Raw genomic sequence first — 25,279 nt, forward strand, 5'->3', positions numbered from 1 at the left:
ACTACAGCAGCGGCGCCGGCGCCGCCCTGGGCGTACGGGGGCGCCCGGGCCGCGTCACAGCACGGTGGTCTCGGTCGGGATGACCGGCTCGCCCCGCATCAGCGACTGCGCGGTGATCGGCAGCTCGGCCAGCGCCTTGGCGCGGTAGTCGTGCGCGGCCATGATCGCGTCGTGGCCCTGGTAGCGCGAGTCGATCTCGCCGTGGTCGACGAAGTCGACGAGCAGGTCCTTCCAGCCCTCCTCGGGGCGGAACGCGGCGAGGTCGGCCTCCGAGCCGGCGATGACGTGCTCGCAGTCGGCCAGGTTGTACTCGTAGGAGCGGAAGGCGAGCTTGCGGCCCGGCACGGTGGCCTTGTCCTTGGACTTCTTGGCGACCGGCGTCATCGTGCCGTCGGCGCCCTCGCGCTCGGCCAGCTTGTACACCATCGCGCAGGTCGGCGCCCCCGAGCCGGTGACCAGCCGGGTGCCCACGCCGTAGGAGTCCACCGGCGCGGTCTGCAGCGAGGCCAGCGCGTATTCGTCGAGGTCGTTGGTCACGGTGATCGTCGTGTTCGTCGCGCCGAGCGCGTCGAGCTGGTTGCGCACGCGCTGGGCGAGCGCCGCCAGGTCGCCGGAGTCGATGCGCACGCCGCCGAGCTCCGGGCCCGCCACCTCGACCGCGGTCCGCACGGCCTCCTCGATGTTGTAGGTGTCGACCAGCAGCGTCGTGTTCTTGCCCAGCGCGTCGATCTGCGAGACGAAGGCGTCGCGCTCGGAGTCGTGCACCAGCGTGAAGCAGTGCGCGGCGGTGCCGATCGCCTTGAGCCCGTACATCTTGGCCGCGAGCAGGTTCGCGGTGCCCTGGAAGCCGCCGACCACGGCCGCGCGGGCCGCGGCCACCGCCGCCCACTCGTTGGTGCGCCGGCCGCCCATGTCCATGCAGGGGCGTCCGTTGGCCGCGGTCGCCATGCGCGAGGCCGCCGAGGCGACCGCGCAGTCGTAGTTGAGCACGGACAGCAGCAGCGTCTCCAGCAGCGTGCACTCGCCGAACGTGCCCTCGACCTGCAGCACGGGGGAGTTGGGGAAGAACATCTCGCCCTCGCGGTAGCCCCTGATCGAGCCGGAGAAGCGGAAATTCTCCAGCCACGAGATGGTCTGCCTGCTGACGATGCCGCGGTCGGACAGGAAGCGCAGGTCCTCGTCGTCCAGGTGGAAGCGCTCGAGCGCGTCGAGGATGCGCCCGGTGCCGGCGACCACCCCGTACCGCCGCCCCTCGGGCAGATGGCGGGTGAAGATCTCGAACACGCACCTGCGGTTCGCGGTGCCGTCCCTCAGCGTCGCGTCAAGCATCGTGTATTCGTACATGTCGGTCATCAGCGCCGGTGAGAACTCAGCCATCGTCACCCTCCTTCGATGGGGATAATCAAGCAGCAGCCTAGTGCGCCGTGCCGACCGCCGGGCCCGCGCCGGGCGGAGGATCCCGTGGGGCCGGGCCCGCCGCGCGCCGTGCCGGCAGACCGCGCGCGACCGGTGCCTTGATCGCGGGGCCGGCCCCACCGCGTGCTACGTTGAGAGGCATGGTCGAAATCAAGGACATGCTTGGCAACCGCACGGTGCTGCGCCCCGACGGCCGCGCCGCCGACGAGCTGCGCCCCGTGCGCATCACCCGCAACTTCACCGACGCCCCGGAGGGCTCGGTGCTCATCGAATGCGGCTCCACCCGCGTGATGTGCACCGCCACGTTCACCACCGGCGTGCCGCGCTGGCGCAAGGACTCCGGCCTGGGCTGGGTCACCGCCGAATACGCGATGCTGCCGCGCGCCACCGCCGAACGCACCGACCGCGAGTCGGTGCGCGGCAGGATCGGCGGCCGCACGCACGAGATCAGCCGTCTGATCGGCCGCTGCCTGCGCGGCGTGGTCGACATGAAGGCGCTCGGCGAGAACCAGATCCAGCTGGACTGCGACGTGCTCCAGGCCGACGGCGGCACGCGCACCGCCTCGGTCACCGGCGCCTACGTGGCGATGGTGGACGCGCTGAACTGGGCCGAGCGCAACCGCCGCATCCGCAGCGCCGCCCGGGTGCTCAAGGACTGCGTGTCCGCGGTGTCGGTCGGCGTCGTCAACGGTGTGCCGGTGCTCGACCTGCCGTACATCGAGGACAGCCAGGCGATGACCGATATGAACGTCGCGATGACCGGCTCCGGCCAGTTCATCGAGATCCAAGGCACGGCGGAGCACCGCCCGTTCAGCCGCGACGAGCTCGACCGGCTGCTCGACCTGGCGCAGAAGGGCAACCGGGAGCTCCAGGCCGCCCAGCGCGCGGCGCTCAACGGCTGACGCCGCCGGCACGCATCATCAACGACGGAAGAAACGAGGACCATCCATGACCACCATCGTCGTCGCCACGCACAACGAGGGCAAACTCGCCGAGATGCGCCGCATCATGCAGGACAGCTTCGGCGATCGCGCCGCCGGCGTGACGCTGGTGTCCGCCGGGTCGTTGGGTCTGCCCGACCCGCCGGAGACCGGCACGACATTCGAACAGAACGCGCTGCTCAAGGCCCGCGACGTGGCCGAGCGCACCGGCATGCCCGCCGTCGCCGACGACTCCGGCCTGATCGTGGACGTGATGGGCGCGGCGCCCGGCATCCTGTCGGCGCGCTGGTCCGGCCGCCACGGCGACGACGCGGCCAACAACGCGCTGCTGCTCGCCCAGATCGAGGACATCCCCGACGAACAGCGGACGGCGCGCTTCTGCTGCGCCGCCGCGCTCGCCGTGCCCGGCGGGGCCGAGGGGGCGGACGGCCGGCGCCACCCGATCGCCTATGCGGTCACCCGCACGGGCGAGATGCCCGGCGTCATCATCCGCGCTCCCCGCGGCGAGCACGGGTTCGGCTACGACCCGCTGTTCGTGCCCGACGACCAGCCGGAGCGCGCCGGCCAGGGCGGCGGGCCGCTGACCAGCGCCGAGATGACCCCCGAGGAGAAGAACGCCATCTCGCACCGCGGCAAGGCGCTGCGCGCGCTGATGCCCGAGGTCGAGAAGCTGCTCGGCTGACCCGCTGCCGGCCGGTCGCCGGCCGACACGCCCGACGGGCCCGCGGACTTCGGGGGATGGTCCGCGGGCCTCGGCGTATCTGCGCCGTTCTCCGCGGACCATCCCCCGAAGCCTGCGGACCCCTTCGGCGTGTCGTGTCGCGGACTGCGGAGGGGAGCGGCGCCGGCCCGCCCGTCAGGCCCGGTCCCATCCGGCGAGATCCCGGCCGCGGGCGCTCAGCCCATCAGCATGCTGGCCCCCGTCATCGTGACCAGCGCGATGACGGCGGTCAGCGACAGCGCGAACCCGGCGAGGCGCGCGTTGCCGAGCACCCGGTCGGTGTACAGCGTCGCGAAGATCGCGGTCGGAGCGAGGCAGCACAGCGCCACGGCCTCGCGCGTCGCCGCGTCGAACGGCAGCAGGAACCACGCGGCCGCCGCGAACAGCGCCGCGAACGGGATGCGCCAGCCGACGATCTCCAGCACGTCGCGCACGTCGTGGCGCGTGGCGGGCAGATCCATGAGCATGCCGACCATCAGCATCGAGCAGAACGCGTTGGCGGCGGAGAACGGCTGGCAGAACGTGCCCAGCCATCCGGGCAGGTCCACGCCGGCCAGCATCAGCGCGATCATGAGCAGGTAGGTGTCGAACGACGGCGAGGTCAGGAAGCCCCTGGCGACGTTGCCGGCCAGCGCGCGGTGCGCCAGCCGCCGGGCGTCGCGGTCCTTCGGCCGCTCGTAGGGCAGCGTCGGCGCGTCGCCGGCGTGCTGCTCGGCGAGCGTCCTGCCGGGGCGGATGTGCAGCAGCGTCTGGGTCATCACGTTCGTGCCCGCGGACACCATCACGCAGTTGCCGACGTCGAACATCGCGGCCGGCACGAGCGCGGCCGGGCCGATCAGCGACTGCAGCACCGGGAAGCAGAAGCAGCCGACGTTGTAGCCGGAGCCGTTGAGCATCAGGAACGCGCGGTCGGCCACCGGGCGGCGGCGCGAGTAGGCGAACATGACCAGCGTGGGCACGAGCGCGGCGACGAACGCGAACCCGGAGACGAGCAGCAGGCTGATGTCGTGCGGGTTCGTGGCGAACGAGTAGACGATGGCGCCGGGCAGGATCAGGTTGAACACGGCCTTCTGGATCACGCGGTAGTCGCGGTCGCCGAACAGGCCGAAGCGCTTGAACAGGTAGCCGGCGACGATGATGAGCAGCAGTGTGACGGGTTGGATGAGAGCGGTCATGGGAACTCCTGCGGCGTTGTGGCGTGCCACGATATGGTGTGCCACGCCATGATACCGCCGGCTGCCGTCCGGCGCGGGCGGCTGAGGGTGCGCGAGATGGGACTCGAACCCACACGTCCGAAGACACAGGAACCTAAATCCTGCGCGGCTACCATTACGCCACTCGCGCGCTGCGGCGGAATGCCGCCGGTTATGCAAAACCCTAGGCCGCGACCGGCGCAGACCTAGGGCGATGGAGCCACTTGACAGAATCGAACTGTCGACCTGCTCATTACGAGTGAGCCGCTCTACCGACTGAGCTAAAGTGGCGTGGTCGTGCGGGAAGCATTTCGCGACCCGCGCACGAAAAATAGATTGTAGTGCATGCCGTGGATTTGTCCAATCCCGACGTGTCTTGCCGCGACGGGCGCGGCGGCGAGCGGTGCGCTATCGTGGTGTCCGTATGCATCGGCGGGGCGCGGCCGTGCGCCCGGCTCGGCGGCGGGAGGCGTTCCGGACGACGGGTCGGCGGGGCGCCTGCGTCCGCCGTGACGGCGGGCCGCCGGCGGAAAGGAGCGCTGTGTCCGAGGTCTCAAGCGGAACGGAGCATGCCCGGGTGCGGGCGGGGCGGCCGGGCGCGCGGCCCGGCGCCGGTGGGGCGCGCCGCGCGGCGCCGTCGCGCAACCTGCGGATCGAGGCCCTGCGCCTGCTGGCGATCGTCGGCATCTCGCTGTTCCACGCGATGATGCCCTGGACCGCGCTGGCGCTGTGCGAACCGCAGGCTTGCACGCCGGACGGGGCGCTGCTGTCGTCGACCCCCGTCATGCTGGCCCCGATGGGGCTGATCGCGCTGCTGGGGGCGTGGGGTAACCACGTGTTCTACATGATCTCCGGATTCTTCCTGATCCCCTCGCTGGCCCGCCGCTCCGACGCCCCGGGGTACTGGCGCTCCGCCGCGGTCGCGACCGCGCGCCGGCTCGCCGTCGTCGCCGCCTCGATGGCGTTCTACGCGGCGATCGCCTTCGCCGTCGACGCCTGGATCGTGCCGCTGCCCGGCGTGGCGACGCTCGGGCGGTGGACGCTGGGCCTGGAGTTCGTATGGCTGTACGCGGGGTTCGTGGCGGTGGCGCCGGCGCTCGCCTGGGTGCTGCGCCGCGCGCCGCGCCGCGCCGTGGTGCCGGCGGCGGCGCTGCTGCTGGCCGCGGTGTTCGCGCTGAACGCCTACATCGCCTTCGTGGCCCCGGGCGACGTGGCGGCCCGCGGCCTGACCGACTGGCGCAAGTGGATGAGCGCGGTCACGTACGCGGCGTCGTTCGCCGCGGCCGGCGTCGTCGGCATGACCCCGGCCGCACGGGGCGCCGCCGCGCGCCGTCGGCGGAACATGGGGCGCCTGGGGCTGGCGGCGGTCCTGGCGGCGACCGTCCTCGTCGAGGTCGTTGCGGCCTGCCTGCGCGATGTCGCGCTGATCGGCGCGCTGTCGTTCAAGTCGACGTCGGCGCTGTCGTTCCTGCTGGCGCTGGCGGCGCTGTGGTGCGCCGCGACGGCGGGCGCCGACGGTTCGACGGGCGGAACGTGCGGGACGGCGGGCGGCGCCGGCGACGGCGTGCGCGACCTAGCGCAGGCGGCGCGCCTGCCGGCGGGCGGTGCGGACAGTCCGGCCGCGGCCCGGTGGGCCGGACGCGCGGTCGGGGCGCTGGCCTCCGGCATCCTGGGCTTCTACATCGTGCAGTCGGTGTTCTCGTCCGTGTTCATGGACGCCGGCATCCAGCCGTTGCTGGCGGCCGTGTGGCGGCGGGCGTCCGCCGCGCTCGGCGTGGGCGGCGGCTCGGTGGCGTTCCTGCTGGCCGCGCTGGCGTGCTCGGCGGCGTTCGTCGTGCTGGTGGCCGCGGCGGACCGCGGCGTGCGACAGCCGGTCATGCGGCTGCTGCGCCTGCAGTGACGGCGGCGCGATCGGGCGGCGCGCGGCCTGCGGACACCGCCCCGGGCCGCCGTGCGAACGTTTGCACGGGGAACGGCGGACCGCCCGCGGCGCCGCCGGATCTGTCCAATTTCATAGGTACCTTGTGAAGTGAAGACAACGGCGCGGAGGGCGACCTCCCGTCGCTTCATCGGATAAGGAAAGGACCTATCACCCATGGCCATCAATCCTCCTGTTGACGCCACCACGACCCCGGAGTGGGCCGCGCTGCAGAAGCACTACGACGAGCTGCGCAGCGAGGGCATCAGCCTCAAGCAGTGGTTCGCCGAGGACCCGGAGCGCGTCGAGAAGCTGAGCTTCGACGCCGGCGACCTGCACTTCGACCTGTCCAAGAACCTCATCAAGCCGGAGACCCTCAAGCTGTTCGCCGACCTCGCCAAGGCCGTCAAGCTCGACGAGCGCACCAAGGCCATGTACTCCGGCGTGCACATCAACAACACCGAGGACCGCGCCGTGCTGCACACCGCGCTGCGCCGCCCGGTCGAGGACGAGGGCAAGTACATCGTCGACGGCCAGGACACCGTCAAGGACGTGCGCGACACCCTCAAGCGCATCTACGAGTTCGCCGACAAGGTCCGCTCCGGCGAGTGGACCGGCGTGACCGGCAAGAAGATCGAGACCGTCGTCAACATCGGCATCGGCGGCTCCGACCTGGGCCCGGTCATGGTGTACGAGGCGCTCAAGCCGTACGCGGACGCCGGCATCTCCGCCCGCTACATCTCCAACATCGACCCGAACGACCTGGCCGAGAAGACCAAGGGCCTGGACCCGGAGACCACGCTGTTCATCGTCGTCTCCAAGACCTTCACCACGCTGGAGACCCTGACCAACGCCCGCGGCGCCCGCACCTGGCTGCTCGAGGAGCTCAAGGCCGCCGGCGCGATCGACGACTCCGACGCCAAGCGCGCCGAGGCGATCCGCAAGCACTTCGTCGCCGTCTCCACCAACCTGGAGAAGGTCGCCGAGTTCGGCATCGACCCGGAGAACGCCTTCGGCTTCTGGAACTGGGTCGGCGGCCGCTACTCCGTGGACTCCGCCGTCGGCACCTCGCTCGCCGTGGTCTTCGGCCCGGCCCGCTTCGAGGAGTTCCTGCACGGCTTCCACGAGATCGACGAGTACTTCGCCAACACCCCGTTCGAGCAGAACGCCGTGGTGCTCATGGGCATGCTCAACGTGTGGTACCGCAACTTCTTCAAGGTCGCCTCGCACGCCGTGCTGCCGTACGACCAGTACCTGCACCGCTTCCCGGCCTACCTGCAGCAGCTGACCATGGAGTCCAACGGCAAGTCCGTGCGCTGGGACGGCACCCCGGTCACCTCCGAGACCGGCGAGATCTTCTGGGGCGAGCCGGGCACCAACGGCCAGCACGCCTTCTACCAGCTGATCCACCAGGGCACCCAGCTCATCCCGGCCGACTTCATCGCGTTCGTGAACACCCCGAACCCGCTCAAGGACGGCGACCAGGACGTGCACGAGCTGTTCCTGGGCAACTACTTCGCGCAGACCAAGGCGCTCGCGTTCGGCAAGACCGCCGACGAGGTGCGCGCCGAGGGCACCCCGGAGGAGATCGTCCCGGCCCGCGTGTTCGAGGGCAACCGCCCGACCACCTCGATCTTCGGCGTGGCGCTGACCCCGTTCGCGCTCGGCGAGCTGATCGCGCTCTACGAGCACATCACCTTCGTCGAGGGCACCGTGTGGGGCCTGGACTCCTACGACCAGTGGGGCGTCGAGCTCGGCAAGCAGCTCGCCAAGCAGATCACCCCGGCGATCTCGCAGGACGACGAGGCCCTGGCCGCCCAGGATGCCTCCACCCAGTCGCTGATCCGCTTCTACCGCGCGCATCGCGAGTTCTGAGCCATGGCCGGCGCGCCGCCTGAGGGCGGGCGCCGGGCGTGACGCCGATCCGGCCCTCTCCGGCGATCGTCGGGGAGGGCCGGGCCGTTGCTGCGCTGTCGTCCGGCGCCGGTTACCGGAACTCCGGTTCACGGGATGGCGGGCCTCGATCCTGTGAACCAGCGGCATGTGCGACCGCACACATGCGAACATGCGGCTCGGCGGCATTCCGCGGAACGGCCGTGCGAACCGCACATACGCGCCGGTGTCGCCGGTTCACGGGATCCGGCCCGGCGATCCTGTGAACCGACACCTCCGCCCGGTGCGCCGGGAAGGGCCCGGCGGCATGCCGAACGGGCATGGCCGGGCCGATGCCATAGGCATTGGCTGGCGTTTCTTCGCCAGCGTATTGTCGAATCGTCGGCTGTATCGTGAAACCGCAGGGATTAGGGATCGCAAGGAGGCAAATATGGCGAATGCGACGTATCAGAGCTACCGCACCGACTCGCTGTCGGCGCCGGTGGTGTACATGACCCGCGACATCAGCCCCGCCGGCCTGATGAAGGCCTACGAGGCCCTCGGCGTCAAGCCGCGCGGCAAGGTCGCGGTCAAGCTGAGCACGGGCGAGGGCGGCAACACGCACTACCTCGACCCCAACCTCATCAAGGACCTCGTGCACCGGCTGGACGGCACGATCGTGGAGTGCAACACCGCGTACGCCGGCACCCGCAACGAGACCTCGAAGCACTGGCAGACCATCAAGGAGCACGGGTTCATGGACATCGCGCCCGTCGACCTGATGGACGAGGAGGGCGAGATCGAGATCCCGGTCGAGGGAGGCCGCCGCCTGACCGGCGACTTCGTCGGCTCGCACTTCACGAACTACGACTACTACGTGGTGCTGTCCCACTTCAAGGGCCACATGATGGGCGGCTTCGGCGGCGCGCTGAAGAACATCTCGATCGGCATCGCCTCGTCGCACGGCAAGGAGCGCATCCACTCCGGCCAGGACGAGGTGCTCGACGAGCCGTTCAGCGCCGAGCAGGACTCCTTCCTCGAGGCGATGGCCGAGGCGGCGACCGGCGTGTTCAACGCGCTGCACGGCAACATGCTGTTCATCAACGTGATGAACAACCTGTCGGTCGACTGCGACTGCGACGGCAACCCGCACGCCCCGGAGATGAAGGACATCGGCATCCTCGCCTCGCTCGACCCGGTGGCGGTCGACCAGGCGTGCGTCGACCAGGTGTACCTGGCCGACGACAACAACGGCCCGCTGATCGAGCGCATGGAGTCGCGCCACGGCATCCACACGGTGGAGCACGCGGTCGAGATGGCGCTGGGCAACCGCAACTACCGTCTGGTCGACCTCGACGCCGAGTGACGCCGACCGCGCCAGCGCAGGAGACAACCACAGGCCCCGCCCGCGGGGCCACAGAGAATCACGAAGGGACAAGATTATGGCAACTACCCTGAGCACCACCCGCACGCTGCCGTCCGTCAGGACGCAGGCGCTCGCCACCGCCGCCGCGGTCGTCGGCGCGGTCGCGATCCCGCAGATCTTCCACGTCGTCGGCGCGGTCTCCGGCCTGGGCACCGGCCTGGGCGAGGCGTTCCTGCCGATGCACCTGCCGATCCTGCTCGTCGGCCTGCTGGCCGGCCCGTACGCCGGCGCGGTCGCCGGCGCGCTCGGCCCGCTGGCCAGCTTCGCGCTGTCCGGCATGCCGGGCGCCGCGATGGTGCCGTTCATGGTGGTCGAGCTCGCCTCCTACGGCCTGTTCGCCGGCCTGCTGCGCGGCACCTCGATGCCGACGATCGGCAAGGTGCTGCTCGCCCAGATCGGCGGCCGCCTCGTGCGCGCCGTGGCGATCCTGGTCGGCGTCTACGCGTTCGGCAGCACCGTCGCGGTCGCCACGATCTGGACCAGCATCGCCGCCGGCCTGCCGGGCCTGATCCTGCAGTGGGGCCTGGTCCCGCTCATCATGTTCTGGGTGAACCACCGCTCCGCCAAGGAGTGAGGGGCCGCCGGCCCGGGCGGTCGCGGCGCACCCGGAAGGGTCGCGCCGGCCGGCCCGGGACCGGCGACGAATCCATGACGCCCCCGGCGGCGCCCGGTCGCGTGCCGTGCGGACCCGAAGCGAGGATCCGCACGGCGCGCCCGGCGGCGCCGGGGGCGTGCGTATCGACGAGGGGAGCAGCGATGCGGATCGACGAGACGAACAAGGATTGGCTGAGCGCGCGGCGGGCGCTGCAGGCCGACGACACCCTGGGCTGCGTGGCCTGCAGGGGCGGCGAGACGCTGACCGGCACCGGCCGCGGCGTGCGCCCGCTGCTCGTCTGGCTGGCCGAGGGCCGGCGGCTGGACGGCTTCGCGGCGTCCGACCGCGTCATCGGCAAGGCGGCGGCGATGCTGTACGTCACGCTGGGCGCCACGGCCGTGCACGGCTGCGTGATGAGCGAGGCCGGGCTGGCGATGCTGCGCGACCACGGCGTCGCCGCCGCGTACGACGAGCTGGTGCCGATGATCCGCAACCGCGCGAGCACCGGCATGTGCCCGATCGAGCAATCGGTGCAGGGGATCGACGACCCCGCCGAGGCCGAGGCGCCGATCCGCGCCGCGGTCGCCCGTCTGATGGCGGCGCGCCGGCCGGACGGCGCCGGCGACCCGGCGTAGGGCGGCCGGGCGCGGGGCGGGTCGCGGGTGCCGGGAGGCGATCCGACGCCGAATCGCGCCGCAGCCGGCGGACCGCGTCGCAGCCGACGGAATCGCGCCGCAACCGCCGGGGCCTGCCGAATCCGGCGGGGCTGCGTCGCAGCGGTGTCGAAGCCGGCGCGGCCGCATCGCAACTGCCGGAACCGCGCCGGTCCCGCTGCGGCCGTGCCCGGCCTCGTGGTGTCCTGCCGCGCCGGTAGACTAGTGCGTTGCTGTGTCGGGAGACGGGTTGCCGCATAGACCCACCTCCCCAACGGGTCCAGCCGGACGGTGCGCGCACCGCGATTCCGGCGGATCGGCAGGCTTCCCGAGGGCAGACCCGCGGGAATCGAGGACTGGGCGGCCGCGCAGGCAGGAGCCACGCGGCGGCGGCCCCGAACCGAGGCGCTGATATGCGGCGGCGTTGGAGGAACAATCATGGTGAATGCTATCGAGGCATTTGACGCCAAGCATGTCAAGCCGGCCGAGGAGATCCCGGACTTCCGCCCCGGCGACACCGTCGAGGTCAACGTCAAGATCAAGGAAGGCAACAACTCCCGTATCCAGGCGTTCACCGGCGTGGTGATCGCCCGCCACGGCGCCGGCGTGCGCGAGACCTTCGTGGTGCGCAAGATCAGCTTCGGCACCGGTGTCGAGCGCCGCTTCCCGCTGCACTCCCCGTCGATCGACTCGATCAAGCTGGTGCGCAAGGGCCGTGTGCGCCGCGCGAAGCTGTACTACCTGCGCGCCCTGCGCGGCAAGGCCGCTCGCATCGTCGAGCGTCGCGACAACAGCGCGAAGGCCAAGAAGGCCTGAGCCATCGCCGTGCGCGCATGAAGCGTGGACATGACCCGTCAGGCGTGACGTCTGGCGGGTCGTCGCATATGCGCGGCCGGTATGATGGAGCGGACGGCCCCGGCCGCCGCCGTCGAAGGAGGGACATGCAGGAGCAGACGCCATACCCGGACGATGAACAGGACCGCCACACCATCGCCGTGGCCGGTCACGGCGTGGACCCGTCCCCCGGACCCCGGCACAAAAGCGCCGCCGAGCCGAAGCGCGGGCTCGGCGTCCGCGACACGCTGATCTGGTGCGGCATCCCGGTCGTCATCGTGCTGCTGCTGCGCATCTTCATCTTCGGCTTCTACTCGATCCCCTCCGGTTCGATGCAGAACACCATCGAGCCCGGCGACCGCGTCATCACCCAGCAGCTCGCCCCGCGGGTCTTCGACCTGCAACGCGGCGACATCATCGTGTTCAAGGACCCGGCCGACTGGCTGCAGTCCGAGCGCAGCGGCGTGCTCGGCGACGACTACCTGATCAAGCGCCTCATCGGCCTGCCCGGCGACGTGGTCGAATGCGCCGGCGCCGGCAGCCCGGTGCTGATCAACGGCGTCGCCATCGACGAAAGCTCCTACATCCGCCCCGGCGTCGACCCGAGCAGCTTCGCGTTCCGCGTCGAGGTGACCGAGGGGCACGTCTTCGTCATGGGCGACAACCGCGCCAGCTCCGCCGACTCGCGCTACCACCAGGACGACGGCGCGAACGGGCTGGTGCCGATCAGCGACGTCGTGGGCGTGGCGCTGGTCACGTACTGGCCGCTCAACCGCATCGGTCTGCTGGACGCGCACCACGAGGCGTTCGCCGACGTGCCCGACGGCACGGCGACCGGGCGGTGACGCACGATTCGGATTCGCGGCGGCGGAAGCGGCAACGGAAGGAGGCAGCATGACCGTGATCCACGAGACGCCCACGCTGGACGTCGAACGCACGCTCGCCGAGCGCGGCTACGACCTGATCGTCGGCTTCGACGAGGTCGGCCGCGGCGCGCTCGCCGGCCCCGTGATGGTCGGCGCGGCGGCCATCCGCGCGGCGGACCTGCCGGAGCTGCAGGTGCCCGAGGGCGTGGCCGACTCGAAGACGCTCACCGAACGCCGCCGCGAGGCGTTGGCCGGACCACTGCGCGACTGGTGCGCGGCCAGCGCGGTCGGGCAGGCCAGCAACACCGAGATCGACGAATGGGGCATCTCCTACGCGCTGGGCGTCGCCGCGCTGCGGGCGCTCACCGACGTGGAGCGCCGGCTCGGCATCGACGGGTCGCCGGCCCCGGCCGACGGCGGCGCGCGACCGCCGCGCGTCGGCGCGATCCTCGACGGCCCCAGCGACTACATCACCAAGGCGCTCAACACCTTCGACGCGCCGAGCGTGCCGGTCCCCGCGCACGTGGTCACCAAGGTCAAGGGCGACCGCCACTGCGCCACCGTCGCGGCCGCCGCCGTCATCGCCAAGGTCACCCGCGACCATCTCATGGCCGACCTGGCCCGGAGCGACGACCGCTATGCGCCCTACGAATGGGAGCGCAACAAGGGATACGGCTCCGAGGCCCACCGCAGGGCGATCGCCGAGCATGGCCCGACCCCCCTGCACCGCATCAGCTGGCACCTGGCCTGACCGCCCGCTTCGCTTCGCCTCGCGCCGCGCCGGGCCGGGCAGGGCCCGGGCCTAGCCTTCCGCCGCCCGCCCGTCGCGCTCCGCCTCGCAGGGCCAGGTCCCGTCGTCCGCCTTCTACCCAGCGCACAATGTGCAATTCTTCACGCTGAGAGCCGGATAATTCCCTCTCAGCGTGAAGAATTGCACATTGTGCGCATGGGGCCGCCTGCCGCGGCTTTCCGGAGGGCATGGGCATCGGCCTCCAGCCTTTCTGATCCGGATGGCATGGGCATCGGCCTGCGGCTTCTCGGATCCGGATTGCATGAATGCGGCCCGCCTGCGGCCGCCCGGATCCGGGTCGCATGGCGCCGGCCCCGCGATTCCGGGCCGGACCTGGGTCGCATGGCGCCGGCCCGCAATCCCGGGCCTGGACGGCCCGCCCGCGGCTCCGGGCCCCGCCGTAATCCTCAGGGATGACGCCCCGGCCGCCCGGCCCGGACAATCATTCCCCTGCCCGATGGGTGCCGCCGCCGCGCGGACGTAGCCTCAAGGCATGAGCACAGCACCACAGTTCACGAACCCCGCGCCGTCCGACGGCGCACGATACGCATCCCGGCCCCAGGCCGTGCTCGCCGCGGAGGGACTGGTCATGGACTACTCCGCCGACGTCGCGCGCGCCGCGGCCGACCACGGCACCGCGGGCGTCGGCCCGGCCACCGGCATGCACACCCTCGCGCTCAACCAGGTGAGCCTCACGCTCGGCGAGGGCGAGACGGTCGCCGTGATGGGCCCCTCCGGCTCCGGCAAGTCCACGCTGCTGCACGCCCTGGCCGGCATCATCCGTCCGACCTCCGGCAGCGTGAGCTTCCGCGGCGCGGACCTGACCGCGATGCCCGACGCCGAGCGCACCAAGCTGCGCCGCGGCGCCTTCGGCTTCGTGTTCCAGTCCGGCCAGCTGCTGCCCGAGCTGCCCGCGGTCGAGAACATCGCCCTGCCGATGATGCTGGGCGGCGTCGGCTACCGCCAGGCCACCGACGCGGCGGTCCTGTGGCTGGAACGGCTCGGCCTGCGCGCGCTCGCCACGCACCGCCCGGGCGAGATGAGCGGCGGCCAGATGCAGCGCGTCGCCATCGCCCGCGCGCTGTGCGTGCAGCCGGCGGTCGTGTTCGCCGACGAGCCGACCGGCGCGCTCGACCAGGCCACCGGCCGCGAGGTGATGGGCATCCTGATGGACGCGAGCCGGGCCAACGGGGCCGCCGTCGTCGTGGTCACGCACGATCCGAACGTCGCCGCGTTCTGCGACCGGACCGTGTACATGCAGGACGGCCGTCTGTTCGACTCCCCGCAGCAGGCGGCGTTCGGACAGCCGTACCCGGCGGCGCAGGCAGGCGCGCGGCAGGGCGGCGCACCGTACCGGCCCGCGTATCAGCCCGCGTACCCGGGCGCCGCGCAGCCGGGCCAGCCGGTCGCCGCCGCGCCGGCCGGGGCATGGCCGCAACCGCAGGCCGGCCCGCTGGCCGCGCCCGCATCGGCGGCCCCGACGCCGCAGGACGAGCGCATCGTCTCCGCGCCGACCTGGCGGGCCGGCGCCGCGCGCCCCGCCGATTCGGGAAGCGAGGCGGCACGATGAGCACCTTCGCGCTGTGGCGCCTGTTCCACCGCCCGGGCCGGCGCGATGCCACGTCGCACACCTCGGTCCTGGCCGTCATCGCCTTCGCCGCGGCGACCGCGATCTTCCTCACCGTGCTCGGCGGCGTCCACGGCTTCGTCTGGCGCGCCTCGCCCGACCACACGGTGCCCTGCCTGTTCGACTCCGGCGCCTGCGCGCCCGGCACCTACGAGCGGTTCTCGCGGCTGCTCGCCGAGGACGGGGCGACGCAGATGGCCAGCACCTACGTGCTGCTTGCGGCGTTCGCCTGCATCCTGCTGGTCGTGCCGTTCGCGGCGCTCGCCGGCTCCGCCGCGCGCCTGGCCGCGTCCCGGCGCGACGCCCGGCTGGCCGCGCTGCGTCTGGCCGGCGCGACGACCGGGCAGGTCGTCCGGCTGACCGCGCTGGATGCGGCCGGCCAGGCGCTGGTCGGCGCGTTGGTCGGCATCGTCGGCTACTTCGCGCTGATGCCGCTGATCATGCTGCTGAACTTCCAGAACCAGCGCTTCACCTTCGAGCAGCTGTGGGTCGGGCCGCTGGCGCTGGTCGCGGTCGTGGCCGGGGTGACGGTGCTGGCGCTGGTCTCGGCGCTGGTGACGCTGCGCCGCGTGGCGGTCACCCCGCTCGGCGTGACCTCGCGGGCCGCCCAGCCGCTGCCGGCCGCATGGCGCGTGCTGATCTTCGTGGTCGTCGTGGCCGCGGCGTACCTGCTGTTCTCCAACCCGACCGTGCTCGTGGAGTTCGGCGACGGCGTGGTCTACGCGGTGATCTTCGGGTTCTTCTTCCTGGTGTTCGCCGTGGTGAACCTGGTCGGCTCGTGGGTGGTCGCGGCGCGGGCGCGCGCCAAGGCGCGCCACCCGAAGGACGCGGCCACGATGATCGCGATGCGCCGCATCCTCGACAACCCCAAGCGCGCCTGGCGCAACGTCTCGGGCATCGCGCTCGCCGTGTTCATCGCGGGCATCACCTCGATCTGCGGCTACCTGTCGAGCGCGGTGTGGACCTCCGGCGGCGAGGCGCCGCCCGCGACCGACCCGAGCGTGACGATGATGCGCGACATCGGCACCGGCGGACTGCTCACGCTCGCCTTCGCCGCCGTGCTCGCCGCGGTCAGCTGCGGGGTGATGCAGGCCGGCTCCGTGTACGACCAGGCCGCCGAGTACCGGATGCTGGTGCTCGAGGGCACGGACGTGGCGACGCTGAACCGCGCGCGGTTCATCGAGGTGCTCACGCCGCTGACCATCGTCGTGATCGTCGCCGGCGGCTGCTCGATGCTGCTGATGTTCCCGCTGTTCGCCGCGTCGATGACCCAGCCCGCCACGATCCTGAGCTTCCTGGGCGGCATCGCGCTGTGCTTCGCGCTGGTGTCGGTCGGCGCGTTCGCCTCGAACCGGGTCGCGGCCGGGCTGAACCTGATGGACTACCGCGCCGACGACTGACACCGCGCACAATGTGCATGTGGGGGAGGGGCTGAAATCCTTGATTTACCGTCATTCGGCCGCCCAAACGACACGCACATTGTGCGTTGGGTAGCCGGCGGCGGGGCGCCCGGACGCCGGCGGGGGCGGAATCAGCCCAGCAGCACGGCGACCAGCGCGATGACGATCGGGCTGGTCAGCGTGCTCAGCAGGATGCCGTCGCGCGCGAAGGTGAGCCCCACGTTGTACCGTGCCGCGTAGTTGTACACGTTCTGGCCGGTCGGCAGCGCCGCGAGCACCACGCAGGCGTACAGCGTCGGCCCGCGGAACCCCATCAGGAAGTAGGCCAGCAGGAACGCGACCAGCGGCATCACGATGTTCTTGAGCACCGTCACCGTGATGGTCGCGTTCCGGTCGGTGCGGCTCTGCATCGGCCTGGCGCCGTGCAGGGACATGCCGAAGGCCATCAGGATCATCGGCACGGCGGCGTCGCCGATCATGTCGATCGGGTCGAACAGGAAGTCGGGGACGATGAACCGGCCGACCCGGTCGGAGACGGCCGCGACGACGATGCCCAGCACCGAGGCGATCAGCATCGGCTGGTGCAGCGGCTGCCTGGCGATCTCCCTGGCCGAGGCCTCGCCCTTGGTGGCCACGTCGAGCACGGTCAGCCCGACCGGCGTGAACAGCGCCTGCTGCATCACCAGGATCGGCGCGACCAGCGCCGGGTTGCCCAGGATGTAGGTGGCGATGGGCAGGCCGATGTTGTTGGAGTTCAGGTACAGGGAGTTCAGCGCGCCGATCGTCGCGTCGGCCGCGCCCATGTGGAAGAACAGGCGGTTGAGGACCAGGAAGATCGCGCCGACCGCCATCGCCGACAGGAACGCCACGACGATCGACGAGTGGAAGATGTCGAAGATCGGCTCCTTGGACAGGATGGCGAACATCAGGCACGGGCTGCACACGAAGAAGCTGAATCGGTTGAGCACCATCTGCGCCGAGGACCCGCCGATGCGCATGCGCGCGGCGACGTAGCCCGCAAGAATCACGATGCCGATCACGCAGAAGCCCTGCATCGCGCTCAACAAACCCGCCATATCCGTCCTTTCCTCCATGCCCAGTGTGCCAACAAGCCCGCGCGCCGGCGCCCCGCGTCTCACCAGTCAGGAACGCGCGCCGAACTCGGGCGGTTGTCGCCTTTCCTTTCGGCGCTCCGCATCGGCGATGCGACGATCGCCGTCCCGCAATCGGCCTCTCCCCGCAATCGGCGCTCCGGCGCTCCAAATGCGCCGCCGTCCGGGACCGAGCCGGCGCCGATACCGCCGGCATCTCGCCTAGATGGGGTAGTTTTCGGCCGTTGCAGACACCGAAACGCCTTAGCTGAGGCGTCCCCGTGCGGATACCCGGAGTATCGATGGCGTCATGACGCCGTTCATACCGGCGGTCTCGCCGCCAGGCTGCCTCAGCTAGTCGTGATAGGTGTCTGCAGACCCCGAAAAGTGCTACACATAGGCGAACAAGCGTCCACAACCGGGGCGCATGCGCCGCGGGCGACCCGGGGCGGTGCGATAATGACCGCATGCCGCGGCCGTCGGCCGCACGGACATGGGGCGCCCGGCCTGCGCACGGCGGGCGGGTACGGAACGGGAACGGAGGACACGATGAGCGCAGAGGGACAGACCGCCGCACGGACCGGGGCGGACTACGGCCGGGCCGATGCCGGTCGCGCCGGGGCGACCGGATACGACAGGGCGGCGGCCGAGCCGGCCGGCGTCGTCGCCGAGCCGGCCGCGATCGACGACGTGCGCGGCGACGAACCGCGCCGGCAGGCGCTGAACCGCCTGACGGAACAGCTCATGGCGGTGTATTCGGTCAGCGACGACGAAGGGCCGCTGACCGACATGGTGGAGGACTTCCTGCGCCGCCAGCCGCATCTGACGGTGCGGCGCCACGGCGACACGCTGGTGGCCTCGACCGATCTCGGCCGCGAACACCGCGTGATCCTGTGCGGCCACCTCGACACGGTGCCGGTCATCGACAACTTCCCGCCGCGGTGGCTGGAGCCGGGCGACCCGGCGATCCGCGCCGAGATCGCCGCGGCCCATCCGGGCGAGCGCGTGATCTGGGGCCGCGGCGCCACCGACATGAAGGCCTCAGACGCCGCGATGCTCTACCTCGCGGCCGTGCTGCGCGAACCGAGGTACGACCTGACCTACGTGTTCTACGACCACGAGGAGGTCGTGGCCGAGAAGAACGGACTGCGCAAGGTGGTCGCCGCGCATCCGGAGTGGATCGCCGGCGACTTCGCGATCATCGGCGAGCCGACGAACTGCGGCATCGAGGGCGGCTGCAACGGCACGATGCGCTTCGACGTGGTCTGCCACGGCGTCGCCGCGCACTCGGCCCGCTCGTGGATGGGCCGGAACGCGATCCACAAGGCCGCCGAGGTGCTCGCCCGGCTCAACGCCTACGAGCCGCGGACGATCGAGGTGGACGGCCTGGAGTACCGCGAGGGCCTGAACGCCACGATGATCTCCGGCGGCAAGGGCACCAACGTGATCCCCGACGAATGCCGCATCCACGTGAACTACCGCTTCGCCCCCGACAAGACGCTGGCCGAGGCCAAGGCGCTGATGATGGGCGCGGACGCCGGCGCCGAGCTCGGCAACGGCGAGCACACGGCCACCGGCGGCGTGTTCGAGGGCTTCGGCATCGAGATGAAGGACGAGTCGCCCTCCGCCCGGCCCGGCATGGACGCGCCGCTGGCCCGCTCGCTGGACGGCCTGGTGCGCGAGCGCACCGGCCGTGAGCCGCTGGCCAAGCTCGGGTGGACCGACGTGGCGCGCTTCGCGTCGCTTGGCATCCCGGCGGTCAACTTCGGCGCCGGCGACCCGCTGCTCGCCCACAAGCACGACGAGCAGGTGCCCGAAGGCGACCTGGCGCTGATGGCCGGCATCCTGCTCGACTGGCTCGGCTGACGCGGCCGGCCGGAGCGGCCCGACCTCCACGCGCGGCGGCCCGTTCTCGCGCGGGTATGCCAGAGCCGGGCGGGCCACGGCCGGGGATGTTTCGCGCGTTCCGCGTCGGCGGATGCGTCCTGGGCCGTCCTGGGCCGTCCGGAGACGACGCCATGGCGAATGGCGGCTCCGGCGGCCCCGGCGGGAGGCCGGCGGTCCCGCCGGGCGGGCGTCACGCGGGGATCGGCATGACGATTGCGAGCGAGAATACTTGGTCGTCCGTCCCGATGGTCATCTCGCCGCCGTACTTCGCGACCTGCCGCGCGATCGAGCGCATGCCGAAGCCGTGGAACCGCCGGTCGCCCTTGTCGGTGACGGGCAGGCCGTCGCGGAGGCGCACCTCGCCGGCGTAGTAGTTCTCCTCCTCGATGTGCAGCAGCTGTCCGCGCGCGGCGAGCGTGAACGTGATCTGCCGGTCGTCGGGGTCGGGCAGCAACACGACCGCCTCGATCGCGTTGTCGAGGATGTTGCCGAACAGCGCGTACACGTCGGATCGTTCCATGAATGCGATGGCCGAGCCGTCCGCCATCGCGGCGAGCGTGATGCCGTGCGCGGCGCAGTACAGGCTCTTCTCCGTCAGCAGCGTGTCGAGCGCATCGTCGCCGGTGTTGAAGATCGAATCGTAGACGCGGATGGAGTTCTCCATCTGCTCGATGGCCTGCAGCGGAATCCCGGGCAGTCGCGGCGCCGGAGCCGCGCGGTCCGCGTCCCGACCGTCGCCCGTGTTCAGGCCCGCACCGCCACCCGCGGGGTCCGCGGCCGCATCGTCCGAACATCCGGGCAGGCGCATGCACGTACCAGGCCCCGCCGGCGCCGCACCCGAACCCGCGTCGGCGCCCGCCGCGTACGCGCCGGTCGTCTGCAGCTCCCGCACCGTGCGCCGCAGCGAGGCGAGGTTCCTGCGCACGTCGTGGAACTTGGTGTTCACCAGCTCGATGTTCTCTCGGCTCATCTCGTAATGCCGCTCCTTGAGCGCGTCGATCTGCCGGATGGTGGCCAGGTCGCCGGCGAGCCGGTCGATGTTCGACGCCATGACGAGGATGGCGAACGCGAGCAGGCTGCAGATGCCGTCGTACAGATAGCACATCGCCTGTCCCCGCCGGGCCAGCGACCCATCGGCGATGAGCTCGGAGATGATGAAGTTGAACAGCACCACGAACGTCAGCACGCCGATGGCGAACGCGACGCGGGCCGGCGCGTTGCGGATGCGCTCGCCGTCGATCTCGAAGCGCCGCCCGATGGCGAGCCATGCGGCCGCGTAGACCGCCGCGAACACGGCCGCGCGGACCGGCAGCAGCGACAGGTCGTAGATGTACCGTTCGTCGCCGGACAGGGTCTGCGCCGCGCGGATCATCGCGAAGCCGAAATGCTGGACCGAGTAGCCCATCGCCACGACGATGAGCGATTCGAGCCAGGCCGTCGCGAACGCCCAGCGCACGAGCGCGGCGAGCAGCGTTGCGTACAACAGGAACGCGACGTTGCGCATCGCGAAACCGCCCGCGGCGATCGCCGGCGCCCCGACCAGCGCGGTCGCCGAACCGACGAGACGGACGTGCCACAGCCACCGCAGCAGTCCGTGGGCGCAGCTGACGGCGAGCAGGATGGCGCAGGACGCGGCCAGTCGGCGGGTGTGCCGCCGGTCGAAACGCCGGGTGAACAGCAGCGTGCCGACGGTGAGCTCGAATAGGAACGGCAGGTAGTACAGCAGGTTCGCCGGATTGAATGGCGAGCCGGTGACGATGGCGGATGATGGCATGGTGACGGTCCTGACGATGACGACGGTGCGGAGGTGCGGCGGAACGGCCGGGGCTGGTTTGGCGAACGGGGACGCCGCGGAAGGCGGTCCGCCCCGCGCTGTCGGCGGCGCGGGGGCCGCGAGGCGGCGCGCCGGCCGCTATGGTGCCCCGAGATCCGGTCCGTGGCGTCCGCGGGCCGTGCGCGCGGTGCCGTAGTAGCGGCTGAGCGCCTCGAGCAGCGGTTTCTTGCGCGACCGGGAGACCGACAGACGTTCGCCGTCGACGGTCACGACGGATCCGTCCATCGCGTCCACCCAGTCGAGGTTGACCAGGCAGTAGCGGTTCGACGCGACGAAATGGTGGGGCGTCAGCAGTTCGGCGGCGGCCTTCAGCGTGCCCCAGTCCTTCCATATGCCGTTGCCGGCGTGATAGAGGAGGCTGTGGCCCAGCACCTCCACGTAGCGGATGTCGTTGGAATCGAGGAACACCATGTGGTCGTCGGAGGCGATCGGCACGGTCACGCCCTCTCGGGAGCGCGCGATGCGCACGGCCTTGCGCATGTTGAGCGCGAATCCCCGGTACCGCAGCGGCTTGACGAGATAACCGACCGCGTCCACGTCGTACCCGACGGTGGCGTACTGCGCCATCTTGGTCGTGAACAGGATTACGGCGCCGATGCCGCGCGCCCGCAGCCGTCGTGCGGTCTCCAGGCCGTCGATGCCGGGCATCTCGATGTCGAGCAGGAGGATGTCGTACGGTCTGCGGGCCGAGTCGTCGCAGTCGCCGAGCAGCGCCATGCCGTCGGCGTAGCGGGCGACGTCCCATGCGGGCGGGTCGCCGTCGCGTCCGTCGGCGCGTTCCTCCCGGAAATACCGTTCGACCATCGCCTCGGTGGTGTCGCCGTCGGCGGGGTCGTCGTCGACGACGGCTATCGAAACCTTACGCATATCGGCATTGTATCCGTTGCTCCGGCTCCGTCGGCGCGCCCCGCGCGACCGTTCGTGCGACCACGGGCGCAGCTCGTGAAAAAACCCTCGGACGATGGGTTTGAGGCCCGTAGCCTTGGGGCGAGACGGTCTTCCGTCCGTCACGGGCGATGGTCGGCGGGCGGTCCGTCGGCCGCGGCGGCGTCGGTGCCGCGGCGGTGCGAAATCACATGACAGGAGGAGAGAAACATGATCGGCATCAACATTGCCGATGTCATCAACGTGCTCGCGTCGTTGCGTACGCAGTTGATCGTCATCGGCGTGGCGCTCGGCGTGGCGCTCGTCGTCACGGCGGCGGTGAATCGGCGAACCGTGGCGGACAAGGCGGTGCGCAAGCTCGTGCACGCCGAGGTGTGGATCGCCGCGGCGGTCGCCGCGATCGTGGCCGTCAGCATGATGCTGTTCGGCCCGCTGAGCACCACGTTGTCGCTGCTGAGCGGCGGCGGCCAGCTGAGCCAGCAGACGATGGACCGCGCCAACGAGCTGGCCGGGGACATCCAGCGCGAGGGCATCGTGATGCTCGAGAACGACGGCGGCATGCTGCCGCTGACCGGCACCGACGCGATCAACGTGTTCGGCTGGGCGTCGACCAACCCGATCTACGGCGGCGTCGGCTCGGGCTCGCTCAACGACCAGTACCCGATGACCTCGATTCTCGAGGGACTCAACGACGCGGGCTTCGAGACGAACGACGAGCTGGCCGATTTCTACGCCGGGTACGCCGCCGAGCGTCCGACCGTCAGCATCTTCAGCCAGGACTGGACGCTGCCCGAACCGCCGGCGGCCACCTATCCCGATGATCTGATCGCCGACGCGAAGGACTTCTCCGACACCGCGATGATCGTCATCTCCCGATCCGGCGGCGAGGGCGCCGACCTGCCCGAGCGCATGGGCGACATCCCGCAGGCCGGCCCCGACGCCGAGGCGACCGAGATCGGCGACACGTCGAACGCCGAGGCCGGGCAGATGCAGAACGACGTCATCTACCGCAACAACTCGAACGACTATGACGACTTCGAGGACGATCAGGGCTACCTGACGCTTTCGAAGAGCGAACGGGACATGGTCGACCTGGTGGCCTCGAACTTCGACGATGTCGTCCTGGTGTACAACGGCGCGAACACCTTCGACCTGAGCTTCGTGGACGAGTATCCGCAGATCCGGTCGGTGCTGTGGTGCCCGCCGGCGGGGCAGGTCGGCTTCGAGGCGCTCGGCGAGGTCGTCTCCGGCGCGGTCAACCCCTCGGGCAGGACCACCGACACCTTCGTGCGCGACTTCTCGCTGGCGCCGTGGTACCGCAACATCGGCGACTTCACCTACGACAACATGGACGAATTCGGCGCGTCGTCGTTCACCGGCACCAGTTTGCCGACGTTCGTGAACTACGTGGAGGGCATCTACGTCGGCTACCGCTACTACGAGACGGCGGCGGACGAGGGCGCGATCGACTATGAGGCGACCGTGCAGTACCCGTTCGGCTACGGCCTGAGCTACACGACGTTCGACCAGGAGATGGGCGACGTGACGTACGCGGACGGCACGGTGTCGTTCGACGTGACGGTGACGAACACGGGTGACGTGGCGGGCAAGGACGTCGTCGAGGTGTACTACAACCCGCCGTACGTCAACGGCGGCATCGAGAAGGCCAGCGCGAACCTGGTCGCGTTCGACAAGACCGACCTGTTGGAGCCGGGCGAGTCCCAGACCGTGACCATCGAGTTCGAGGACGACGACATGGCGTCCTACGATTATGAGGATGCGAAGGCGTGGGTGCTGGAGGCCGGCGACTACCAGGTCTCGATCAACTCCGACTCGCATAACGAGATCGCGTCCGCCACGGTGACCGTGCCGGAGACCGTCACCTACGACTCGGAGGACAACACGCACGACGGCGACGTCGTCCCGGCCACCAACGTGTTCGACGACGCCGAGGGCGACGTGACCTACCTGTCGCGCGCGGACGGCTTCGCGAACTACGACGAGGCCACCGCGGCCCCCGCCTCGATGTCGATGGGCGACGAGTACAAGGCGACGTTCGTCAACACCTCGAACTACGAGAACGAGAACGACGACTCGGACGAGATGCCGACCACCGGCGCCGACAACGGCGTCGATCTGTACCAGCTGTATGGCAGGGACTACGACGACCCGCTGTGGGACGATCTGCTCGACGAGCTGACCGTGAACGACATGGACAACCTGATCGCGACCGCCGGCTACAACAACGCCGCCGTTGCGTCGATCGGCAAGCCGCAGCAGTCCGATGTGGACGGCCCGGCCGCGCTGAACAACAACTTCACCGGCGTCGGCTCGATCGGCCTGCCGTCCAGCGTGTCCGTGGCGAACACGTTCCATGCCGGCCTGGCCACCGAATACGGCGAGATGATCGGCGACATGGCGCACGAGATGAACGTGACCGGCTGGTACGCCCCGGCCATGAACCTGCATCGCTCCGCCTACGCCGGCCGCTGCTTCGAATACTTCTCCGAGGACCCGCTGCTCTCCGGCGTGATGGCCGGCAACGAAGCGGCCGGCTCCATGTCGAAGGGCGTGTACGCCTACATCAAGCACTTCGCCCTGAACGACCAGGAGACCAACCGCAACTCGATGATCTGCACCTGGTCGAACGAGCAGGCGATCCGCGAGATCTACCTCAGGCCCTTCGAGATCGCGATCAAGACCAGCGGCAGCACGGCCGTGATGAGCTCCTACAACTACATCGGCACGCGCTACGCCGGGGCCCACCCGGGCCTGCTCAACACGGTGCTGCGCGACGAATGGGGCTTCCGCGGCTCGGTGCTCACCGACTACTTCGGCGGCCTCGGCTACCAAGTGGCTGACCAGATCATCCGCAACGGCGGCGACTCGATGCTCGCCACCACGGACACCACCAATCACGTGACCGACCGTTCGGCCACGTCGGTCATCGCGATGCGCAACGCCTCGCACAACATCCTGTACATGGCGGTGAACAGCTGGATCTACGAGGACGGCCAGCCCGAAATCGCGACCCCGACCTGGCAGTACGTGTACTACGTCGCGGTCGGCGTGCTCGCTGTGCTGCTGGTCGTCGCCGAAGTCGTCGCGATCCGCCGCTTCCTGCGGAGGCGGGCCGCCCGCTGACGCCGTCCGCGGCGCTCCGACCCACCTTCGGCCGCCGCCGATGCCCCGGACCATGCCCGCCTGAGGCGGCGCGCGGTCCGCGGCGGCGGCCGATCCCCCTCCCGGCGGGGAACCGTGCCAACGGTTCCCCGCCGTCGCGTTCCCCGCCGTCCCGGCGCCGCGCGACGCGCCGGCTTTGGCCCGCCA

The 25,279-nt window shown here is 70.6% G+C and carries 19 protein-coding genes and 2 tRNA genes; 14 read left to right on the top strand and 7 right to left on the bottom strand.

Features of this window, described 5'->3' with window-relative positions; all coding sequences use genetic code 11:
- Nucleotides 1-54: 54 nt before the first annotated feature.
- Complete coding sequence (locus tag KIH73_RS05145; protein WP_219081257.1) at nucleotides 55-1,377, bottom strand: nicotinate phosphoribosyltransferase; 1,323 nt, start codon at nucleotides 1,375-1,377, stop codon at nucleotides 55-57.
- Between the two features lie 179 nt (nucleotides 1,378-1,556).
- Between KIH73_RS05145 and rph the strand changes: the two genes are divergently transcribed.
- Together rph and KIH73_RS05155 are read left to right on the top strand one after the other, a co-directional pair.
- Entirely contained in the window at nucleotides 1,557-2,318 is a 762-nt protein-coding gene (gene rph / locus KIH73_RS05150) for a ribonuclease PH (protein ID WP_219081259.1), read from the top strand.
- A 46-nt stretch (nucleotides 2,319-2,364) separates the two neighbouring features.
- Nucleotides 2,365-3,039 (top strand): non-canonical purine NTP pyrophosphatase, encoded by a 675-nt coding sequence (locus tag KIH73_RS05155; RefSeq protein ID WP_219081261.1) that lies wholly within the window; start codon nucleotides 2,365-2,367, stop codon nucleotides 3,037-3,039.
- Between the two features lie 215 nt (nucleotides 3,040-3,254).
- Here the strand turns inward: KIH73_RS05155 and KIH73_RS05160 are convergent, their stop codons facing one another.
- The 3 genes from KIH73_RS05160 to KIH73_RS05170 all read right to left on the bottom strand — a co-directional run bounded on the left by KIH73_RS05160 (nucleotide 3,255) and on the right by KIH73_RS05170 (nucleotide 4,562).
- Nucleotides 3,255-4,253: an AEC family transporter gene (locus KIH73_RS05160; protein ID WP_219081263.1), complete on the bottom strand. Its 999-nt coding sequence runs from the start codon at nucleotides 4,251-4,253 to the stop codon at nucleotides 3,255-3,257.
- Between the two features lie 88 nt (nucleotides 4,254-4,341).
- A tRNA-Leu gene (locus tag KIH73_RS05165) sits at nucleotides 4,342-4,422 on the bottom strand.
- Nucleotides 4,423-4,486: 64 nt separating this feature from the next.
- Nucleotides 4,487-4,562 (bottom strand) — tRNA-Thr (locus KIH73_RS05170).
- Between the two features lie 250 nt (nucleotides 4,563-4,812).
- Here KIH73_RS05170 and KIH73_RS05175 point away from each other — a divergent pair.
- From KIH73_RS05175 to KIH73_RS05220, 10 genes are all read left to right on the top strand, one after another.
- Nucleotides 4,813-6,171 (top strand): acyltransferase family protein, encoded by a 1,359-nt coding sequence (locus tag KIH73_RS05175; RefSeq protein ID WP_219081265.1) that lies wholly within the window; start codon nucleotides 4,813-4,815, stop codon nucleotides 6,169-6,171.
- Between the two features lie 195 nt (nucleotides 6,172-6,366).
- The gene (gene pgi / locus KIH73_RS05180) at nucleotides 6,367-8,064 is read left to right on the top strand and encodes a glucose-6-phosphate isomerase (protein WP_219081268.1); all 1,698 of its coding nucleotides are present in this window, start codon (nucleotides 6,367-6,369) and stop codon (nucleotides 8,062-8,064) included.
- A gap of 448 nt (nucleotides 8,065-8,512) precedes the next feature.
- The gene (locus KIH73_RS05185) at nucleotides 8,513-9,427 is read left to right on the top strand and encodes a DUF362 domain-containing protein (RefSeq protein ID WP_219081270.1); all 915 of its coding nucleotides are present in this window, start codon (nucleotides 8,513-8,515) and stop codon (nucleotides 9,425-9,427) included.
- Between the two features lie 76 nt (nucleotides 9,428-9,503).
- Complete coding sequence (locus KIH73_RS05190; RefSeq protein WP_219081272.1) at nucleotides 9,504-10,061, top strand: ECF transporter S component; 558 nt, start codon at nucleotides 9,504-9,506, stop codon at nucleotides 10,059-10,061.
- 182 nt (nucleotides 10,062-10,243) lie between these two features.
- Nucleotides 10,244-10,717, top strand: a complete 474-nt coding sequence (locus KIH73_RS05195) for a DUF1893 domain-containing protein (RefSeq protein ID WP_219081274.1) — start codon at nucleotides 10,244-10,246, stop codon at nucleotides 10,715-10,717.
- Nucleotides 10,718-11,173: 456 nt separating this feature from the next.
- A complete protein-coding gene (gene rplS / locus KIH73_RS05200) occupies nucleotides 11,174-11,551 on the top strand; it encodes a 50S ribosomal protein L19 (RefSeq protein WP_219081276.1) in 378 nt (125 codons plus the stop codon).
- A 125-nt stretch (nucleotides 11,552-11,676) separates the two neighbouring features.
- The gene (gene lepB / locus KIH73_RS05205) at nucleotides 11,677-12,414 is read left to right on the top strand and encodes a signal peptidase I (RefSeq protein WP_236022599.1); all 738 of its coding nucleotides are present in this window, start codon (nucleotides 11,677-11,679) and stop codon (nucleotides 12,412-12,414) included.
- 49 nt (nucleotides 12,415-12,463) lie between these two features.
- Nucleotides 12,464-13,186, top strand: coding sequence for a ribonuclease HII (locus KIH73_RS05210; RefSeq protein WP_219081278.1), 723 nt, complete (start codon nucleotides 12,464-12,466; stop codon nucleotides 13,184-13,186).
- Between the two features lie 532 nt (nucleotides 13,187-13,718).
- Nucleotides 13,719-14,795: an ABC transporter ATP-binding protein gene (locus KIH73_RS11200; RefSeq protein WP_420830219.1), complete on the top strand. Its 1,077-nt coding sequence runs from the start codon at nucleotides 13,719-13,721 to the stop codon at nucleotides 14,793-14,795.
- Nucleotides 14,792-16,252 carry an FtsX-like permease family protein gene (locus tag KIH73_RS05220; RefSeq protein ID WP_219081280.1) on the top strand — a complete coding sequence of 487 codons (1,461 nt, stop codon included), beginning with the start codon at nucleotides 14,792-14,794 and terminating at the stop codon, nucleotides 16,250-16,252. Before KIH73_RS11200 ends, KIH73_RS05220 begins: the two co-directional genes overlap by 4 nt.
- Before the next feature lie 131 nt (nucleotides 16,253-16,383).
- Here KIH73_RS05220 and KIH73_RS05225 read toward each other — a convergent pair whose 3' ends face one another.
- Nucleotides 16,384-17,328 (bottom strand): AEC family transporter, encoded by a 945-nt coding sequence (locus KIH73_RS05225; RefSeq protein WP_219081282.1) that lies wholly within the window; start codon nucleotides 17,326-17,328, stop codon nucleotides 16,384-16,386.
- 564 nt (nucleotides 17,329-17,892) lie between these two features.
- Between KIH73_RS05225 and dapE the strand changes: the two genes are divergently transcribed.
- Nucleotides 17,893-19,209 carry a succinyl-diaminopimelate desuccinylase gene (gene dapE / locus KIH73_RS05230; protein WP_219081284.1) on the top strand — a complete coding sequence of 439 codons (1,317 nt, stop codon included), beginning with the start codon at nucleotides 17,893-17,895 and terminating at the stop codon, nucleotides 19,207-19,209.
- Between the two features lie 211 nt (nucleotides 19,210-19,420).
- Here the strand turns inward: dapE and KIH73_RS05235 are convergent, their stop codons facing one another.
- Together KIH73_RS05235 and KIH73_RS05240 are read right to left on the bottom strand one after the other, a co-directional pair.
- The gene (locus KIH73_RS05235) at nucleotides 19,421-21,004 is read right to left on the bottom strand and encodes an ATP-binding protein (protein WP_219081286.1); all 1,584 of its coding nucleotides are present in this window, start codon (nucleotides 21,002-21,004) and stop codon (nucleotides 19,421-19,423) included.
- A 138-nt stretch (nucleotides 21,005-21,142) separates the two neighbouring features.
- Nucleotides 21,143-21,931: a LytR/AlgR family response regulator transcription factor gene (locus tag KIH73_RS05240; RefSeq protein ID WP_219081288.1), complete on the bottom strand. Its 789-nt coding sequence runs from the start codon at nucleotides 21,929-21,931 to the stop codon at nucleotides 21,143-21,145.
- A 228-nt stretch (nucleotides 21,932-22,159) separates the two neighbouring features.
- On the opposite strand from KIH73_RS05240, the gene KIH73_RS05245 reads away from it, so the two are divergent.
- The gene (locus KIH73_RS05245; RefSeq protein WP_219081290.1) at nucleotides 22,160-25,093 is read left to right on the top strand and encodes a beta-glucosidase; all 2,934 of its coding nucleotides are present in this window, start codon (nucleotides 22,160-22,162) and stop codon (nucleotides 25,091-25,093) included.
- Nucleotides 25,094-25,279: the final 186 nt, after the last annotated feature.

The organism is Bifidobacterium phasiani, from assembly GCF_019331775.1.
Classification (GTDB): Bacteria; Actinomycetota; Actinomycetes; order Actinomycetales; family Bifidobacteriaceae; genus Bifidobacterium; species Bifidobacterium phasiani.

What these genes read in the sequence shown, in the direction of transcription:
- lepB (WP_236022599.1), top strand. Translation starts at nt 11,677, where the DNA reads ATGCAGGAGCAGACGCCATACCCGGACGATGAACAGGACCGCCACACC.
- KIH73_RS05235 (WP_219081286.1), bottom strand. Translation starts at nt 21,004, where the DNA reads ATGCCATCATCCGCCATCGTCACCGGCTCGCCATTCAATCCGGCGAAC.
- KIH73_RS05160 (WP_219081263.1), bottom strand. Translation starts at nt 4,253, where the DNA reads ATGACCGCTCTCATCCAACCCGTCACACTGCTGCTCATCATCGTCGCC.
- KIH73_RS05185 (WP_219081270.1), top strand. Translation starts at nt 8,513, where the DNA reads ATGGCGAATGCGACGTATCAGAGCTACCGCACCGACTCGCTGTCGGCG.
- KIH73_RS05210 (WP_219081278.1), top strand. Translation starts at nt 12,464, where the DNA reads ATGACCGTGATCCACGAGACGCCCACGCTGGACGTCGAACGCACGCTC.
- KIH73_RS05155 (WP_219081261.1), top strand. Translation starts at nt 2,365, where the DNA reads ATGACCACCATCGTCGTCGCCACGCACAACGAGGGCAAACTCGCCGAG.
- KIH73_RS05190 (WP_219081272.1), top strand. Translation starts at nt 9,504, where the DNA reads ATGGCAACTACCCTGAGCACCACCCGCACGCTGCCGTCCGTCAGGACG.
- rplS (WP_219081276.1), top strand. Translation starts at nt 11,174, where the DNA reads ATGGTGAATGCTATCGAGGCATTTGACGCCAAGCATGTCAAGCCGGCC.
- KIH73_RS11200 (WP_420830219.1), top strand. Translation starts at nt 13,719, where the DNA reads ATGAGCACAGCACCACAGTTCACGAACCCCGCGCCGTCCGACGGCGCA.
- KIH73_RS05240 (WP_219081288.1), bottom strand. Translation starts at nt 21,931, where the DNA reads ATGCGTAAGGTTTCGATAGCCGTCGTCGACGACGACCCCGCCGACGGC.
- KIH73_RS05195 (WP_219081274.1), top strand. Translation starts at nt 10,244, where the DNA reads ATGCGGATCGACGAGACGAACAAGGATTGGCTGAGCGCGCGGCGGGCG.
- KIH73_RS05225 (WP_219081282.1), bottom strand. Translation starts at nt 17,328, where the DNA reads ATGGCGGGTTTGTTGAGCGCGATGCAGGGCTTCTGCGTGATCGGCATC.
- KIH73_RS05220 (WP_219081280.1), top strand. Translation starts at nt 14,792, where the DNA reads ATGAGCACCTTCGCGCTGTGGCGCCTGTTCCACCGCCCGGGCCGGCGC.
- KIH73_RS05145 (WP_219081257.1), bottom strand. Translation starts at nt 1,377, where the DNA reads ATGGCTGAGTTCTCACCGGCGCTGATGACCGACATGTACGAATACACG.
- KIH73_RS05245 (WP_219081290.1), top strand. Translation starts at nt 22,160, where the DNA reads ATGATCGGCATCAACATTGCCGATGTCATCAACGTGCTCGCGTCGTTG.
- pgi (WP_219081268.1), top strand. Translation starts at nt 6,367, where the DNA reads ATGGCCATCAATCCTCCTGTTGACGCCACCACGACCCCGGAGTGGGCC.
- rph (WP_219081259.1), top strand. Translation starts at nt 1,557, where the DNA reads ATGGTCGAAATCAAGGACATGCTTGGCAACCGCACGGTGCTGCGCCCC.
- dapE (WP_219081284.1), top strand. Translation starts at nt 17,893, where the DNA reads ATGAGCGCAGAGGGACAGACCGCCGCACGGACCGGGGCGGACTACGGC.